This window comes from Rhodococcus sp. JVH1 (assembly GCF_000280725.2).
Classification (GTDB): domain Bacteria; phylum Actinomycetota; class Actinomycetes; order Mycobacteriales; family Mycobacteriaceae; genus Rhodococcus_F; species Rhodococcus_F jostii_A.
The window spans coordinates 1,014,410-1,030,937 of sequence record NZ_CP166290.1 but is presented as its reverse complement, the minus strand read 5'-3'; the positions used below and the strand labels follow the sequence as shown (position 1 = coordinate 1,030,937).

General features: G+C 65.6%; 14 protein-coding genes and 3 pseudogenes. 9 read left to right on the top strand and 8 right to left on the bottom strand.

What is annotated here, in order from left to right; translation table 11 throughout:
- The first annotated feature begins 170 nt into the window (after positions 1 to 170).
- From JVH1_RS42385 to JVH1_RS42365, 5 genes and pseudogenes are all read left to right on the top strand, one after another.
- On the top strand, positions 171 to 950 hold the full coding sequence (locus JVH1_RS42385) for an enoyl-CoA hydratase/isomerase family protein (protein WP_009475996.1): 780 nt from the start codon (positions 171 to 173) through the stop codon (positions 948 to 950).
- A 110-nt stretch (positions 951 to 1,060) separates the two neighbouring features.
- Positions 1,061 to 1,489, top strand: coding sequence for a hypothetical protein (locus tag JVH1_RS42380; protein ID WP_009475997.1), 429 nt, complete (start codon positions 1,061 to 1,063; stop codon positions 1,487 to 1,489).
- Positions 1,490 to 2,035: 546 nt separating this feature from the next.
- Positions 2,036 to 2,617: a hypothetical protein gene (locus JVH1_RS42375; RefSeq protein WP_237735188.1), complete on the top strand. Its 582-nt coding sequence runs from the start codon at positions 2,036 to 2,038 to the stop codon at positions 2,615 to 2,617.
- A gap of 80 nt (positions 2,618 to 2,697) precedes the next feature.
- Positions 2,698 to 2,871, top strand: coding sequence for a hypothetical protein (locus JVH1_RS42370; RefSeq protein ID WP_237735189.1), 174 nt, complete (start codon positions 2,698 to 2,700; stop codon positions 2,869 to 2,871).
- Between the two features lie 170 nt (positions 2,872 to 3,041).
- Positions 3,042 to 3,477, top strand: a pseudogene (locus tag JVH1_RS42365) (phosphatidylserine/phosphatidylglycerophosphate/cardiolipin synthase family protein); the annotation flags it as partial.
- Positions 3,478 to 3,527: 50 nt separating this feature from the next.
- Here the strand turns inward: JVH1_RS42365 and JVH1_RS42360 are convergent.
- The 3 genes from JVH1_RS42360 to JVH1_RS42350 form a co-directional block, all read right to left on the bottom strand.
- The gene (locus JVH1_RS42360; protein ID WP_009476003.1) at positions 3,528 to 3,887 is read right to left on the bottom strand and encodes a hypothetical protein; all 360 of its coding nucleotides are present in this window, start codon (positions 3,885 to 3,887) and stop codon (positions 3,528 to 3,530) included.
- A 507-nt stretch (positions 3,888 to 4,394) separates the two neighbouring features.
- Positions 4,395 to 4,709 carry a helix-turn-helix transcriptional regulator gene (locus JVH1_RS42355; RefSeq protein ID WP_005265299.1) on the bottom strand — a complete coding sequence of 105 codons (315 nt, stop codon included), beginning with the start codon at positions 4,707 to 4,709 and terminating at the stop codon, positions 4,395 to 4,397.
- Entirely contained in the window at positions 4,699 to 5,760 is a 1,062-nt protein-coding gene (locus JVH1_RS42350) for a tyrosine-type recombinase/integrase (RefSeq protein WP_043779817.1), read from the bottom strand. Before JVH1_RS42350 ends, JVH1_RS42355 begins: the two co-directional genes overlap by 11 nt.
- A 146-nt stretch (positions 5,761 to 5,906) precedes the next feature.
- Between JVH1_RS42350 and JVH1_RS42345 the strand changes: the two are divergent.
- Positions 5,907 to 6,209: pseudogene (locus JVH1_RS42345) on the top strand (phosphatidylserine/phosphatidylglycerophosphate/cardiolipin synthase family protein); the annotation flags it as partial.
- A 187-nt stretch (positions 6,210 to 6,396) separates the two neighbouring features.
- On the opposite strand, the gene JVH1_RS42340 reads toward JVH1_RS42345, so the two are convergent.
- Positions 6,397 to 6,660, bottom strand: a complete 264-nt coding sequence (locus JVH1_RS42340) for a hypothetical protein (RefSeq protein ID WP_009476007.1) — start codon at positions 6,658 to 6,660, stop codon at positions 6,397 to 6,399.
- Positions 6,661 to 6,906: 246 nt separating this feature from the next.
- Positions 6,907 to 7,689 carry a hypothetical protein gene (locus JVH1_RS42335; RefSeq protein WP_043779819.1) on the bottom strand — a complete coding sequence of 261 codons (783 nt, stop codon included), beginning with the start codon at positions 7,687 to 7,689 and terminating at the stop codon, positions 6,907 to 6,909.
- Positions 7,690 to 7,995: 306 nt separating this feature from the next.
- Between JVH1_RS42335 and JVH1_RS42330 the strand changes: the two genes are divergently transcribed.
- Positions 7,996 to 9,033: an alpha/beta fold hydrolase gene (locus JVH1_RS42330; RefSeq protein WP_009476009.1), complete on the top strand. Its 1,038-nt coding sequence runs from the start codon at positions 7,996 to 7,998 to the stop codon at positions 9,031 to 9,033.
- Positions 9,034 to 9,483: 450 nt separating this feature from the next.
- Here the strand turns inward: JVH1_RS42330 and JVH1_RS42325 are convergent, their stop codons facing one another.
- On the bottom strand, positions 9,484 to 11,241 hold the full coding sequence (locus JVH1_RS42325; RefSeq protein ID WP_043779821.1) for an ABC transporter substrate-binding protein: 1,758 nt from the start codon (positions 11,239 to 11,241) through the stop codon (positions 9,484 to 9,486).
- 113 nt (positions 11,242 to 11,354) lie between these two features.
- Here JVH1_RS42325 and JVH1_RS42320 point away from each other — a divergent pair, with 113 nt between their 5' ends.
- Complete coding sequence (locus JVH1_RS42320) at positions 11,355 to 12,251, top strand: nitrilase-related carbon-nitrogen hydrolase (protein WP_009476012.1); 897 nt, start codon at positions 11,355 to 11,357, stop codon at positions 12,249 to 12,251.
- Between the two features lie 16 nt (positions 12,252 to 12,267).
- Positions 12,268 to 13,134: a polysaccharide deacetylase gene (locus JVH1_RS42315; protein ID WP_009476013.1), complete on the top strand. Its 867-nt coding sequence runs from the start codon at positions 12,268 to 12,270 to the stop codon at positions 13,132 to 13,134.
- 131 nt (positions 13,135 to 13,265) lie between these two features.
- Here the strand turns inward: JVH1_RS42315 and JVH1_RS42310 are convergent.
- Positions 13,266 to 14,074: pseudogene (locus JVH1_RS42310) on the bottom strand (IS5 family transposase).
- Positions 14,075 to 14,452: 378 nt separating this feature from the next.
- Complete coding sequence (locus JVH1_RS42305) at positions 14,453 to 16,495, bottom strand: TerD family protein (RefSeq protein ID WP_009476016.1); 2,043 nt, start codon at positions 16,493 to 16,495, stop codon at positions 14,453 to 14,455.
- Between the last annotated feature and the right edge of the window lie 33 nt (positions 16,496 to 16,528).

Sequence of the window (16,528 nt, the reverse complement as noted above, 5' to 3'; positions counted from 1 at the left end):
GGGCGCGAGACCCAAGGTACAAGAACTACGTCGCCTACCTCTATTCCGCCATCTCCATACTCACTCACCTCTTCATCGGGAAGCCCGGGACGTGGACCTGGTCCGAACACAGACCGCACCTTAGGCCGCCAAGACCGCGTCGACCGCCACGCAGAGAAAAGGACACGACAATGGCTGACCTCCAATACACCGTCGCGAACGGCATCGGAACCATCCTGCTCAACCGTCCACAACGCAAGAACGCCTTCACCCTCGACATGCTCGATCAGTGGGCTGGGGCGCTGAGATCAGCCCGCATCGACCCCGACGTGCGCGTCGTCCGCGTCACCGGCGCCGACGGCGCGTTCTGCGCAGGCGTCGACCTCGACGACTTCGCCGAAATCACCTCGACCCTCGGTCGCCAAGAGGTTCTGCACGACCGCGTCCACCGTGTCGCAGCAGCGGCAATGGAACTCGACAAACCCCTCATCGCCGCGGTCGACGGCGTCGCCGTCGGCGCCGGCATGGACATGGCCCTTGCCTGCGACATCCGCCTCGCCTCCACCCGCGCACGGTTCTCCGAAGCCTACGTTCGCGTCGGCCTCATCCCCGGTGACGGCGGCGCCCACCTGCTGCCCCGCATCGTCGGGCAGGCCCGCGCGCTCGAACTGCTGTGGACCGGACGATTCGTCGAGGCACAGGAAGCCCTCGACCTCGGAATCGTGCTGTCGCTACACAGCCCCGACGACCTCCCCGCCGTAGTCGACGACCTCTGCCGACGTCTAGCCGACGGCCCACCCGTCGCCATCCGCGCGATCAAACGCCTCGTCCGCAACGGCGAACGAACCGACTTCATGACCTCACTGTCGATGGTCGCCGCCGAACAGGCCGTCGTCCAGTCAACGCGAGACTCCGCCGAAGCAGCCGCGGCCTTCCGCGACAAGAGAACTCCCACATTCGTCGGCGAATGACCACTTGCTTCGCCTCTGTTCACACTCGCCGAACGGAACAGCACTGCGGTGACGACGAGCAATGAGGTGCGCTGTCCGCCAAGTATGCTGTCACGGGCGACCTCGGCAGCATGGACCGGGCGGCAAATACGTCGGTTATCCCCCGAAACGCCGCAGTACCTCGATTTCGTTGTGGCACATACTCCGTCCCGTTCGAGGTCGCAGCCGAGGAGTGGTTCCCCGCGGCGGCCGGGTTCGCCGTCACGGTCATCGTGCACATCGTCGACGCGCAGACGGGCGTGCCGCGGTATCTGCCGCCGGCGGAGCCCGCCGAGTGGGAGCGGGCGCTCTTCTCGACCGTCGACAACGCTCACGGGTACTTCCTCGGCGCCGTCGACCCAGGCACCGGCGGCCATCGACACGGGCAACTCGCATACCGCCTCTACCTCGACACCGACCGCCGGGCGATTCCCGTACCTCGGCAGGTGGTCGCCTGCCCGCACTACCTACTATCTGCCATCGACGGCAGAGCCGAGATCGCCATTCCCACCACGGCCTGACCCGGACGGCCAGCTGGGAGCTGGACCACGGTCTGCGGGCGCGGCTTCCTCCGCTGTCCGATCTGTGCGACCTCCGAAGGGGGCGACCTTGAAGTCGCGTCCACGCTGCTCGCTCATGCGGTTCCTCCATCCGTCTCGATCCGATCCCCTGCCAAAGACAGCTGGTCGCCGCTGCCCACAAAATCGAGGACGACGCCCTGGGGCGGAATCGAGACGGTGATCCACCCGGGGAGGGCTGCGGCACTTGGATACAGTTGTGCCACAAGCTCATTGCCACTTCTGAAGCCGACCACGACAGACTTCAGGAATCTCCCGGGTGGGAGCGCGGCGACAAGACTACCAGCGCACCGAATCCCGCGGCAGGGGACGTGTCATTTCGGCTGGTCAAAGAGCAATTCAGGTGCGGATTCGGCACCACCACCCACCGCCGGCGCTGATGTCGATCCGGTGCCGGCGGTGGCGAGCTTCTCGAACGACGAGGCAAGCATGTCCGCGGTCGGCCGCCATCACAATCGCCGCCCTCCCGGTCCGGTTAAGCTTCCCGGCATGGCGCTTGGACTCACCAGGCGCACGCGCGCCCACCCCGTCGATCTCGAACACCTCGCCTACGCTGCGTACGAGTTCCGGGAAGCGCTGATTCCGCGCCGCGGCATCACCCCCGACCGCTGCGATGCCGCAGCCACCGAGTTGCGGAACAGAGCACTCGTAGCTGAGGAACGATTCTTCGCTGCTGCCGCTGGGCTCCCCCGCCGCGAGCGCACACTCGCCGGCCACTGGGAGAACGCCGCGGTCATGCGGTACCGGTATTGGCTGGAGGTCTTCGCCCGCGCCGAAGACCTCGGCGCCGACATGCTCGCCCAACTCGCCACCCACCGGCGGCCGTCGTTGCCCGCGCTCACCGAACTGTGTGACGTCTGTACCCATGCCCGCACCCTCGATCAGCACCAACGGCCCGAGATGTTCGGGGCCATACCCCGCAGGGCCACCCGACTCCTTCGCACCGCCACCGCCGACTCGGCCGACGCCGACCACGGTATGGCCACCGGGAGGTCCTGCATTGTCGATCAAACTGAACTCCGGTGGCGGATCCGCCGCGATCTGACAAGCCTTCTCGTCGAGAATCCCTAGCGGGCAACGGAATCACCCGGGAAGCCGAACGCCACCTCGTCCCGTGGCTGAAACTGGCATGCGAAACCCTCGACAGTCCGATGAGCATCGACGGTCTCGAGGACGTCGCCGCGCAATGGCGCGAGCGCCGCCGGCCCTACATGCTCGCCGCCGCAGATCGGGCCGACGTGATCATCGTTGACCCGATCCCTCGTCAGCCCGCGACCCTGTGGTGGAAACTCGTCCACGGCGACGAACCACCACCGCCGCAGTAAGACGGCACGCGTCGTCGTCGCCCAGAAGAGATGGGGACGTGTCATGTCCACAGTTCATCACCACTTTTCGCAGAGACCGGCGGTGCAATTGGCCTCGCGGGCTGCACCGTACGCTCCGGGCCCGCGCCAATCGGGGTACAGCGCATCACGCCCGCACTGCCGTTCTACCTATGGGGACGACATTTCACGGGGCCGAGTCCCTGGCCGCACATCACCCGCGCCATTCGAGTGAGGGGGCCGCGGCACGCGGCGGTCGCGTACCTAGGCGAGGACGCGCCGACGCTGCTGCCGTTGCGGGCCGGTGATCTCCTCGTCGTGAACGCCTCCCGGGCGGCGGTGCGCGCGCATGTGACCTCACCGATTGCGCTTGCGTACTACGTCGAGGCCGGGGTCCGGGTCCTGTCGTCGCCGAACCTGCACGCCAACGTGATCGCCACCAGTCGGGGGGCGGTCATCGGCTCCGCGAATGCCTCCCACAGCTCGACGATCGCCGATGAGGCCGTGGTCATCACCGATGATCCGGAGGTCGTTGCCGGCGTGCGGAAGTTTATCGACGGTATCGAGGAGATCACCGAGGTCGATCAGGTGTTTCTCGACAACGCCACCCGGAAAGCGCACAGGTTCGTGCGAACGTGTGCACGGTGACGCCTGAAATCTCACAGGTCCGCGAGCAGGGTGGGATCGACACGGTCGGCGAAGTAGGCCAGGACGCCCTCGGCGCTCATGCCGTAGGTGGTGGCAATCAGATTGGGATCGTGGCTGTTGGCCAAGGCCAGCAGTCGGGAGGCGCGCAGCGTGGAGATCGTGGTGTCGGCGGGGTCGAGGAGGTGGCTGAGGTAGGGCCGGGACGCCGGTGTCCGCCCGGATCGGGTTCGGCTGGTGACGATGACGTGGGGATTGTGGGTGCCGGATGTGAGCTGCGCCGCCTGCTCGCCGAACGCGGCGGACTCGAGCTGTCGTCCCGAACGGGCCCTGCCCGAAGTAGACGTCCGCGATCTCGAGTTTGGACGCCTCATCGGAGCGCAACCCGGCGTGATACAAGGTCCGGAACAGCGCATAATCCCGGGCCGCTGGCGCGTACTTGCGAGCCGAGCCGATCCGTTCCTTGAGGAAGTCGAAGAAGACGGCCACCCGACTCACGCTCGGAGGTGGAAGCAGCCTCGGTGAATCGTCACCTACATGACGGCTCGCATTGAACTCGTCGATCGGGTTCGTCAACCGCACCCCGAACAACGCCTCGATCTCCCCGGCGCGGCGGGTGATCAGGCCCGCCGTCGCCGCGTTCGAACGCGCAATGCTCGACGAACGAGGCCGCGCCCGCCGCGCCGGGACCCGGCCCCGCGCCGACACCACCATCGACAAGCGATTGGCCCAGGTCCGTGACCTGACCCGCTCGATCCCGCAGCGGGGACACGGCGACTTCGCCGCAGCGGCGACCGCGTTGCGCCAGCACCGGCAGCACAAATCGCGGCCCAGTCGGCCCCGCGGCCGACCGCAGCGGGCGCAGTCCCCGACCTTCTTCGTCACACCGGCGGCATCGACCGGCCGCCGACTCGCCGCGCCGCGGGCTCCGACGCTGTCGGCGCCGAGGGCTCGGCGGGGACCCGATCGGGCGTGGTGTCGAGGTCGAACAGGTCGTTCGGGGTGCAGTCGAGCGCAGTGCACAACGCCAGCAGCGTGCTGAGCTTGATCTGCGAGGGTTCCTTGGTGAACAACGCCGACACCGACGCCGACGACAGCTCGAGTCCGCCGCGTTCGGCGAGCAGGCGGCGCAGCTGGGTGCCGGTCCATACTTCCCGTTGCGCCGCGGCCATCCGCAGTTTCCATCTAATGTGCATCATCATCTCCCTGCAGGAACGCGACGGTGTCGGACACCGCGCTGCGGTAGGCGTCCTCGATGAACGTCTCCGACGGACGGACGTACCGCATCGTCGATCCCACCGTCCAGTGCCCTAACATCTGTTGTATCGCAACGAGATCGACTCCTCGTTCATAGTTGTGGGTGGCGCATGCCCGGCGCAACGCGTGCGGGCTGAACCGGTCCGCCGGCGAGCAGTGCTCGAGATCCTGCAGATACCGCAGACGGTTGCGGATCGTGCCCCGGGCCATCGCACCACCACTCTGATCGCAGAACAACACCGCCGATTCCGGCAACTTCGGTCGTACATCCTCGAGATACCACCGCACCACCAGATCGAGGTGGTCGAGCATCGGAACCCACCGCGGCCGCGGCCCGGAGGTGCGGGCACCCTTGCCGAACCGCACATGCAACTTCCCGAACGGGCCCTGCCCGAAGTAGACGTCCGCGATCTCGAGTTTGGACGCCTCATCGGAGCGCAACCCGGCGTGATACAAGGTCCGGAACAGCGCATAATCCCGGGCCGCTGGCGCGTACTTGCGAGCCGAGCCGATCCGTTCCTTGAGGAAGTCGAAGAAGACGGCCACCCGACTCACGCTCGGAGGTGGAAGCAGCCTCGGTGAATCGTCACCTACATGACGGCTCGCATTGAACTCGTCGATCGGGTTCGTCAACCGCACCCCGAACAACGCCTCGATCTCCCCGGCGCGGCGGGTGATCAGGAACCGGTGAAAACTGCTCAGCGCCTGCACATATCTGCGTCGAGTCGACGCCAGCAAGCCGTCCGCGGCCATCGCTCCGACCACTCGATCGACATCGTCGGCGGTGGCCTCCCACACCGGTTTGCCCAGCGCCGCCAGCATCCGCTCGAGCTCACCTGTCTCGTTCTCGATGGTCACCGCACTGAAGCCTCGGACCACCCGCGAGGTCACGAACGCCTCGACGCATTCGAGTTGAAAGGTCAGCGGATCGGTCGACGCGTGGGCGACCTCGACCGTCCTGCCCTGCACCACACGAAATGTGTGACTCATGCCACACAGGTTAAGGCCACCTTGCTCGTCAAGGTGGTACCGACACGAATGGAATCCCACCTCGAAAACAGTGGACTCCCCAAACCGGGCTGAATGACCAGCTCGCAGGCAATTTCCGAGAGAACGAACGTATGCCACTTCCAATCGAATGGCAGATCGGTCGGTCGGTGCCGATCCCTGGGGTCGGTGGCCGGGTGCGCGCCGAACTGGATTTCCTTCCTGCACGGGTGAACCGGATGTTCCTGCGGCACATCGTCGAGTACGAACCCAGCGCAACCGAGCAACAGACATGGGCCACCCAGGCCGGCCGATCCTCAGCCTCCACCGGCGGGCCGGCAGCGACATATCAGCTCGAATGGTTCCGCCCAGGCGACCGACGTGCCCGCCTCAACCGAGGCGATGTCCTCATTTTCGTCACCGACGACAACGAATGGATCTACCCGCCCGCGGGCACCCGGCGCCCGATACGCCCGGGACCAGCGACGAATTCCTCCGTCGCCCTCCTGGACCAAGCACCGTCAGGAGGCGGATCAGTTCAACACGTGGTCAGTCCCGCCCCCCTGGGGAGAACCCTGCGGACCGGTCGCCCCTCGGGGGCGCGGCCCCCATGTGGTTCTTCCACCGCCCAGGACCGGTCTACCCGGCGGATCCTGGCGTGCTCGGGTCGGCAGTGAGGTCGTCGGTGTCGGCGAAGACCAGCCGCCCGTCGTCGAGAGCGACGGCCCACCGATGCACAGGAGCCCAGGCATGCCCACGCTCCTCGGTGTCGGTCAGCTCGGCGTAGTCCTCGACGATCCGACCGGTCTGCGCCGATTCGGACGGCCGGCGCACCAGCACCCGCGCGCCCGCGCCGAGCGGACCAGGTTCGGGTCTCGGACTGTGATCCTTCTTCTCGGGCATCGGTCTGCGCCTTCCGGTCGGGCTACACGCCCGGATCATAAGCACCTCGCCGACGAAACCTCATGCTCGACACCGCCAGGGGCTAGCAATCGACGACGAACCGACCGGACTCCGGTGCTCGCGCCTGCGCCAACGGTGGCTCACACCGCCCGGCGAGCACCAGCTCATTACCTCAGGACCGCCCCCAGGCGCCGTAGACACCCATAACGCTGTAAACGGGGTCAACGTTTAGGGACCGCCACTCCGCTACCGGGGATTCTTCTCGGCGACCGCGGTCGCCGGGTGCACCGCGACCAGGCCAAGGCCTTGCCGTCGCTTACACAGCCGCGCCAACTCCCGATACGCGGCCTCACCGAGCAACTCCGTCAGCTCCGGCGCATACGACTGCCACACCGCCTTCGCGCCGACATGCGCGTCCGGCGAGCCGGAGCAGTACCAGTCCAGATCCGCGCCGCCCTCACCCCACCCGCGACGGTCGTACTCGGTGATCGTCGTCTTCAAGATCAGCTCGCCGTCGGGTCGCTCCACCCATTCCTGGGTGCGCCGGATCGGCAGCTGCCAGCACACGTCCGGCTTCACCTCGAGCGGCTCGATCCCACGCTCGAGCGCCATCGAATGCAACGCGCACCCGATGCCACCCTCGAAGCCGGGACGGTTGAGGAAGATGCACGCACCCTTGTAGCGGCGGGTACGCAGCGCCGGCTCGCCCTCGAGCTCGTCCTCCTCGATGTACCCCTTCTTCCCGAGACCCTGCTTCATGAACTGCCAGTCCCCGGGCCGGAGCAGCGTCACCGACTCGTGCAACCTCGCGACGTCCTCCTCGTCCGAGAAGAACGCGCCGTGCGAGCAGCAGCCGTCGTCGGGTCGACCCGCGATGATGCCCTGGCAGGCCGGGGTGCCGAACACGCAGGTCCAGTGCGAGAGCAGCCACGCCATGTCCGCGGCGATGAGATGCTCGGCGTTATCGGGATCGAGGAACTCCACCCATTCCCGTGCGAAGTCGAGCGCAACCTCGGGGCTCAGCGCCATCTTGTCCGACGGCCCCGGAATACCTGCTGCCACAAACCCCCACGGTAGCCAACCCACATAACAGACAAGGACTGATCAGATCCCCGTCCGGGAGCGAACAACACTCGACCCGAATCGCGCCGACGTGGGTGTAACGCCGCGGCCTCCACCGCGAATAACCAGCGAACGTTCTCGCGCCTATGTCGGGGCACGGGAGGAGGCAACAACCCTCCTGATGTCGACACCCTCGGGTGGGGCGTGTCGTCACCGGTGTCGACGGTGCGAAGGGAAGGATCGACGTAGAACGCGACAGTCGAGGAGGGTGCGATGAACCCCAGTCGCATACGCAGGCTCCGGCCGGTGCCCGACGCCGAGCCGCAAATGATGTTCCGCACCATCCACGGGTACCGGCGCGCCTTCCGCATGATCGGGGAAGGCCCCGCGCTGCTGCTGTTGCACGGCATCGGCGACAACTCGGCGACATGGACCGAGATCATCCCGCACCTCGCCGAGAATTACACCGTGATCGCACCCGATCTTCTCGGCCACGGTCGCTCCGACAAGCCCCGTGCCGACTATTCGGTCGCCGCCTATGCCAACGGCATGCGCGATCTACTCTCGACCCTGGGAATCGACCACGCCACCGTGATCGGACATTCGCTCGGCGGCGGCATCGCGATGCAGTTCGCCTACCAGTTCCCGCAGATGGTGGATCGGCTCATTCTGGTTTCCGCCGGCGGTATCACCAAGGACGTTCATCCACTCCTGCGGCTCGCGGCGACGCCGATCCTCAATGAGGCACTGAAGTTACTGCGCCTGCCGGGAGCGGTGCCCGCGGTGCGGTGGGTGGGAACGGTGTTGACTCGGCTGCACGGCACTGCCCTGCACCCCGGTGCGACGCTGCACGACACACCGGATCTGGTGCGTATCTTGACCGAACTGCCCGACCCCACCGCGTACGAGGCCTACCTACGCACCCTGCGTGCGGTGGTCGACTGGCGCGGACAGACGGTGACCATGCTCGACCGCTGCTATCTGACGGCAAGTCTCCCTGTTCAACTCATCTGGGGAGATCGGGATACGGTTATCCCCGTCAGCCACGCCCACACCGCCCACGCGGCAATGCCGGATTCGCGGCTGGACATCTTCCGGGGCACCGGTCACTTCCCCTTCCGAGACGACCCCATGCGCTTTGTCCACACCGTCGAGGAGTTCCTGTCCGATACGCGCCCATCGCCGTTCGACGAGGCCAGGTGGCGGCAGCTGCTCAACATCGGAACCGTCGAGACGGTCCTTACCCCCGACGTCTCCACGCGTGCCGCCGTGCTCGACGCGGTCGGATCCGCCGAACGCAACGCCACCTGATCCGGGCTCAGGTGACCGTCACCGGGCACAACACCCACCCGGTACCTGGGGTAGGTACCACTCGGCACGGTCACCGGTCGCGAGCAGGCGCCACTCCGGTGCCGATAGCGGCTTGAGCATGGCGGCGGTCGGCACACACTTACGGCGCGGCATCGGAATCCGAATCCAAATTCCGTCCAGGCGATCCGAGAGAGATCCCCTCGCTGCCGCGATCGGCTTTCGCTCTGGCAGAGGAGAACAGCCTGCCACTCTGTCAACGGCACTTGAACCCTCCTGGTCATTCTTCACACCTCGTCGATAGACCGGTTCGAGGCGCACGAGTTCGGCGCTGAACGCGAACTCCCGAGGCTATGAAGCGAGTTCGACGGCCGACCACCAACCGAACATCGCCATCACCCAGTTCCAACCTGAGCACACCCACCGCGTTGTGAGAAAATTGAGATTGGAGGACTATTCCCGAAACATCGACTCGGACAACGGGGTTGGTGCAATGATCCGGTGCTGTCCATCCTGGACTTGAAAGACCAGATGAGCTTGCGCAACAGAAACATCCGATGCCGCGTCCAGATACGAGACATTGGTCTGCCCACGATTTCCGAGGTAGTACGCGCCGTTGACCCCGCGATGAACGGCTTCCCGGAGCCGGGCATTGACCTCCCTGAAATCCCTCGGCGACGCGCATCTCGACCATGCCAGTGCCAACAGATGCACCATGTCGTAATGAATCCCGGCGCTCGAGAGCCCTGGGCGCTCGCCGAACCGCCGGTGGAACCGCTCCCCGAACTGTCGACCGAATCGGTCACCGTAGAGACCGGTAACAGTGGCCCACAGAAGGCCCTCTGCAGCCTCACCGGCTTGCTCGAGGAATCCCGGCACGGACGGCGCATACAGGGTGTAGATCAGCGGACCCGGCAGCTCGGACCGGATGAGCTTAACGAACGCCGCAACTTGCGGAGCGGAGAAGTTTGTCACCATCACCGCGGCGGGATCGCGAACGACGATCTCGCGGACCGCTACAGGCCAGTCCGATTTCACCGAGTCGATGTGTTCGACATCGAGCTGCCATCCCGCTCGATCGGCAGCAACGAGCGCGCCCGGGCGGAGCGTGACCATGTCGGGATCCTGCGACTCCAGTACCAGAATCCGTGATGACGCCGGCACCCACACCCCGGAATCCCTCAAATCGGTGATCGCGCGGACGAACCCGATACCGTACATATCTTCCGCGGCGCACACCTGGAACACATTCCCGTACCGTTCGGGGTCCTCCAACGTCAGACGCGTTGCATTCGCCGAGGTCGAATGATGCAGCAAAGGACATTCGGCCGACGAAGCACTATCGAACTGCGCAGCGAGGCCGGCGATGGTGCGGTCATAGGTGTAGCCGAGGGTCAGGGCATCGACATTGCTGTCGATGAGCCCTTCAATGGCACTTCGGACGCTGCGCCCATCTGTCGCATCGACGTGCAGCGGTAGAACCTCGATGCGGCGGCCGGCGACACCTCCTCGCTCGTTGATCTCCTCAACCGCGAGGCGCGTGCCCTTCGTCATCTGCGCCCCGTCAGCCGCCGACGAGGTGTCCCGCGGGTAGATCGCACCCAGTGTCAACGGACTGCGCGTGCGGGGTGGCCGCGTGGACAAAGTGGTTTCATTCGCGCCCGATCGCAACCACCGTTCCAACCTCAAAGCGCCCACTGGTGGGATCGCCCGTACATCGCCCACGAGAGGAAGCGCGATCAACTCCTGGTCGGCCGCAACCGCGGCTGCGGCTGCCCTGTTCGGTAGGCACAGCTTGCTGAAGAGACTCTCAACGTGGGAGGCCGCCGTTCTGCGCTCGACCGACAGGCAGTCGGCGATCGCGCTGTTGGTCAGACCGCACACCATCAAGGTCAACACCTGTAGCTCACGTCGGGTAAGTCCGGACAGGTCGGTTTGATCTGTCTCGGTGACGTCCACCTCACAGGTCTCCGGTGTGCCGGTCGGAAGAACTCGAACGCGCAACACCGCGTTCCGGCTCGCCGCGTTCCGGTCTCCGGGGGCGAGCCACAGAAATCCGAACGGCACCTCGTGACCGAAGCGCACCCCGACACGCAGGTAGTCGATCAGTCGCGAGTGCTGAGCCAACGCGCCGCGCGGACGGTCACGGACTACCCCGGACCGGGAAACAAGCGCCGTGGCATTCCGGCCGTGCGCGCGATTGGCCGCCATCACGCCACGCTACCACCACCCGTTTACCAGGCAAATCGGTCATTCGACCGATGTGCGGAGGGTCATCGCCACGGGAGCATAAATACAGATCACACGTGAAAGGACCCGCCGACGTGCCACGCATCGCTAGTTGCTCCACTGTCTTCCGCAACGTCCCGGACTTCGAATCGTTCGCGGCCCACATGGTCGAAGTTCTCGACCACGCGGCCGGGGCGGATCTCGTCGTTCTCCCCGAGCTCGTCACCTTCGAGCTGATGACTGCGGTGCCCGGATGGCAGGACGCCACCGACCTGCAGCCGGCCGTCCGTACCGCAGATTTCGCCGACCGCTACCGCGAATTTATGAGCGCCGAGGCCCGACGCCGCCAACAACACGTCCTCGCCGGCTCGCATCTCGTGCAGACCGAGGACGGGAGGCTGCTCAATGTTGCGCCGCTGTTTGGGCCGACCGGGAGGCTGCTCCACGAACACGCCAAGACCCACCTGTTCCCGCTCGAATTCACGCTCGATATCGCCGAAGGCGATGACATGAAGGTCGTGGATCTGCCGTTCGCGAGAATCGGTGTCAACATCTGTTACGAGGCCGAAATCCCGGAGTGTTCGGCGTCATTGGTCGAGCAAGGCGCCCACATCATTCTCTGCCCATCGCTGACCTTGAACGAAGCAGGATTCTGGCGGGTGCGCCATTGCCTTGCCGCCCGGTCGATCGAGAACCAAGTCTTCACCGTGCACGCCGGATCAGCGAGTCCACCACGCGGCCCATGGCCGGGAACCTGGGCGCAGAGCGCGCTGCTCGGTCCGTGCGACACAAGATGGCCCGCAGATGGGGTGCTCGCCCAGACCCCGCCCAACATCGACGCCGTCGCCATCGCCGACCTCGACCTGAACCACCTGGAGGACAACCGGAGCAGCGGCGCAGCGACAACATTCGCGGACCGGCGGCGCCGCGCCGACCGATATCGCGCATGGCCCACCCATGTCACCACCGCCTCCACACCCGTCCACCCCTAGCTCGAGGAGCATCTTCATGTCACAACCAACGGTGTGCCTGACCTTCGATTTCGATGCCATTTCCGTGTGGCTGGGATCGTTCGGCGTCGCCACCCCCACCTATGTCTCGCGTGGCGAGTTCGCAGCAAATGTCGCCACCCCCCGGATCCTCGACCTGCTCGAGAGAGAAGGAGTGACCAGCACCTGGTTCATCCCCGGACTCGACGCAGATACCTACCCCGATGTGTGCAGACGCATCCGGGACGCCGGACACGAAATCGGACACCACGGCTACGCCCACGAAGGCCCCACAAGCCTCGACGAAGCCGCCGAACGCACCGTGATCGAACGTGGCCTCGACGCACTGGACCGGGTGCTCGGCGTTCGCCCAGCCGGATACCGATCCCCCGCGTTCGACCTCTCCCCGAACTCCACACGGCTTCTCAGTGAGTACGGATTCACCTACGACAGCAGCATGATGGGACACGACTTCGAGCTCTATCGCTGCCGCACAGGAGATGTCATCCATACCGATCGCGCAGCGGAGTTCGGGCCCGAACTCGATCTCGTCGAGGTGCCCGTCTCCTGGACACTCGACGACTTCCCATTCATGGAGTTCGCCCTCGTCCCCCCGATCTTGGTTCCCGGTTCAACAGATGTGAACGCGCTGGCCGATAGATGGGTCGGAGATCTCGACTTCATGGTCGACGAACTACCGCACGGAGTGTTCACTCAGACATTCCACCCACAATCGATCGGACGAGCCGCCCGGATCAGGATCCTTGAGCGCATGATCCACAGAGCCAAGGAACACGGTGCCCTGTTCTCCACAGTCAGCGCCGCAGCGAACGCCTGGTCGAGAAACCCCGACAACACCACACCCCCAGCGTCAGTCCTGAACTAGACCACCCGATACCCCGGTGGCACCGTCGGCAGCGCCGAACTGCCGGGGTCGCTCGTCGTTCGACCGGAGCCACATCGGAGACTCACGCCGGCTCGCCCGGCGAGGGCGCCCCTACACACTAAGAGGTTGTCTCACGTGGGGAGCTTCTTGTAGCAAGTGAGCGCGGCCGCGAGATGGAGGAATCCGGCAAAGTGCTCGGAGTGGCGTTCGTAGCGGATGGTCAGGCGTCGGTAGCCGGTGAGCCAGGCGGTGGTGCGTTCGATCTTCCACCGGTACCGGCCCAGCCGGTCGTTCCTCTCGATTCCGCGGCGGGCGATGCGTGGAACAATTCCCTCTTCGCGCAGCCACCGGCGGTGCTTGTCGTAGTCGTAGTCCTTGTCGGCGCGAAGCTTTCCGGGTTTGCGACGGCGCGGACCGCGTCGGGACTTCACCGCCGGGATCGCGCTGACCATCGGTTGCAGCAGGGTGCTGTCGTGGGTATTCGCCGCGGACACATCGACGACCAGCGGGATGCCGTTGGCCTCGGACAGGACGTGGATCTTCGACCCCTTCTTGCCGCGATCGACCGGACTCGGCCCGGTCAGCGATCCCCTTTTTTCGCCCGCACGCTCGCAGCGTCCAGGATTGCTGCCGTCCAGTCGAGTTCACCGGCGCTACCGAGGCGGTCGAGCACCTCGCGGTGCAGTCTGTCGAACACCCGGCCGCCGCCCAGGCGGTAAACCTTCGGTGCGCGGTAGGAACGGTGACCCCGAACCAGGGCGGCAGATGCCGCCACGCACATCCACTGGTCAGCACGTACACGATCGCGGTTGAACACCGCCCGATCATCCACCGGTGCACTGCCACCTCCCTGCGGCCGCGCGGCGAATCGCGGAATCAACGGTTCGACGGTCTCCCACAACGCATCCGGCACCAACCGCAGTGACAACCCATCTAACACGCGTCACATTATGTCCCACACATCACTTCATCCACATGAGACACGCTCTAAATGCGCTCCGACAGTTGCTGCGCGGGATTGTAACGTCCGAACTGGCCCTCTCCCTACATATATCGTTGTCGCACACCAGAACGCATGAATACTCAACTCGTGCCGGCGAACCACTCGCACGACAGCCATGGATCACTCACCTCTATCCACGATGAAGTGCACAAACGGGAGAACGGCGTTGCGACGACGGCGGCGTTCATCATCTTTGATTGCCGCCTGCGCGCATCCGCTTACTCCTGTCAGTGGACACGAATAGTTCGGCCGAGACTCGGATTCGCACGACTGTCCGCTCCAGCGGCGCCGCCGCCTACCCCCTCATGTGACGGGCTACTCGCCTTCGGATTCCGCGATCTCCGACCTCGGCTGTTCATTCTGCTTCGGCGCTGCCGGCACCCATTCCCGCAGTTGTTGAACCACTGTCCCGTAGAACGCGTCGGTCGATGACGTCACGCTGGTGATGAAGCTCGCCGCGGTGCCCGACCGCCGGCCGCCCATCGGGAAGGTTTGTTCGAGGGAGAAGGAGACGATGTCTCCGGAGCGCCCATTGGTCAGTACCTTCGGGTCCGCTCGCACCGTGTCGAGGTGCTCGCAGGCTTCGTTGCCGCGCTCGGAGAACACCGCTTCGACCTGAACATCGCCGGGTACGTCCTTGAGTTGCTTGAGTAGCCACGACAGCCGACGACCGGAGGTTCCCTCGTTCGGTGCCTCCACGGTGGTGCGGCAGCGGATCTTGTTGGTCCGCACATCCGCGATCACCACCAAATCCCCGGCCGTTTCCGGGATCCGCAGCACCGCTTCGAACACCCCGTCGGTCGCCAACCTTTCGGCTACCGCCGCATTGCGGGCCGCGGGGTCGCTGCCGTGACGGCGGGGCAGAATGTGTTTGACGGTGACACCGAGTTCGGCGGTCAGCCGCAGCGCGAGATGACGGGAGAGGGACACCCAGGTGTCGGCCACGGTGGCGGCTTTCTGGTCGCCGGCGCGGAGGGTGCCGGCGGTGACCGCGTCGCGGACGGTCACCCAGTGCCGGCCCATGTCGACGAACTCGGCCGCCCCGGAGCGGGGGTGGTCGAGGTAGCGCAGGAATTCGGCCAGGATCCAGGCCTGCAGGTTATCGTCGATACCGCCGTGCGAGAGCAACATCCGTGCCTCGTGCGCCACCTCCGCCCACGACAAATGGCGCAGCGCGACCTTGGCAAGCTTGCGACGGTCGACCTCCACCGGCAACTCCCCGGCACTGGCGGGGACGTCGTTCGACAGGCTGACCACCACGTCGTACTTCTTCTTCCGCGCCACGTCGAGATAGTTCTCGAGCTGTTCCTTCTTGAGCTTGCCGTTGCCGGTCTTGACCTCGAGCAGGCCGGTCCACACCCTGGTGCCGCGGGAGACCTTCAGCACCGCGTCGGGGATCACCTTCGTCTCACCCCGCTCGTACGCGACCTCGACGTAGCCTTCGAAGACACCGACCGGGGCCCCCATCCGGGCGCACACCGCGCGTGCGAAGGGGCGCATGGCCTGCATGGTGGCGATCAGGGCTGAGGTAGCGCGCCGCTCCTGTTCCTCCCCGGTGCCGACGCCGATGACCGAGAACAACCGCGCCGGCTGCCAGGTGTCCTGTTCGGCGAGGGTGAATTCGACCGGCTTCGACTTTTTCACCGCCCGCTTGGCGGTGCGGACACCCCGGCCTCTCGCCTTCGCCGGTGTCGCCGGCGCGACGGCGGGTGGGGTGGGCAGTTCGGGCACCAGTTGCGGGGCGTCGCCGGCGGACCCGTTCGGCGGTGCAGCGGGTTCGACACTGCCGGATGAGTCATCGCCGGTGGTGAGCTCGAGATCCGGTTCGTTGTCGATGTCGACACCGAAATCCGTGGCCAAACCGGCCAGCCCGGACTCCCAGCCCTGCCCGACCGCTCGGATCTTCCACTCCCCGTTGCGGCGGTACACCTCGCCGAACACGAACGCCGACTCGGTTGTGGCATCGGCCGTGACGTACTCCGCCAACGTGTACCCGGCCCCGTCGACGACACGCAGAGCGAGCTTTCCGAGATCACCGAACCTGCCCTCGGCGACACTGCCGACCAAGGCCACGGTGTGCACGTCCTCCGGCACAGTGGACAGGTCGATCGCGATCCGCGCCTGCGCACCTTCCTCGGTGCCGCTCGTACCCAGGAACCGGATCGACCCGTCCGTCGACTCGGGCTGGTTGTAGAACACGAAATCCTCGTCGGAGCGCACTTTCCCCTGCGCGTTCAACAACAGCGCGGAGGCATCGACCTCGACCTCCGACTCGGTCCACCCCAGCACCACATCGATCTGCTCCACCTCAGCGGGCAGCGACACGTTCTGTCCCTTGGACAGCATCGGAAACTCCACCAGAAACCACCCTCGTTCGACCCGGAACCGCAC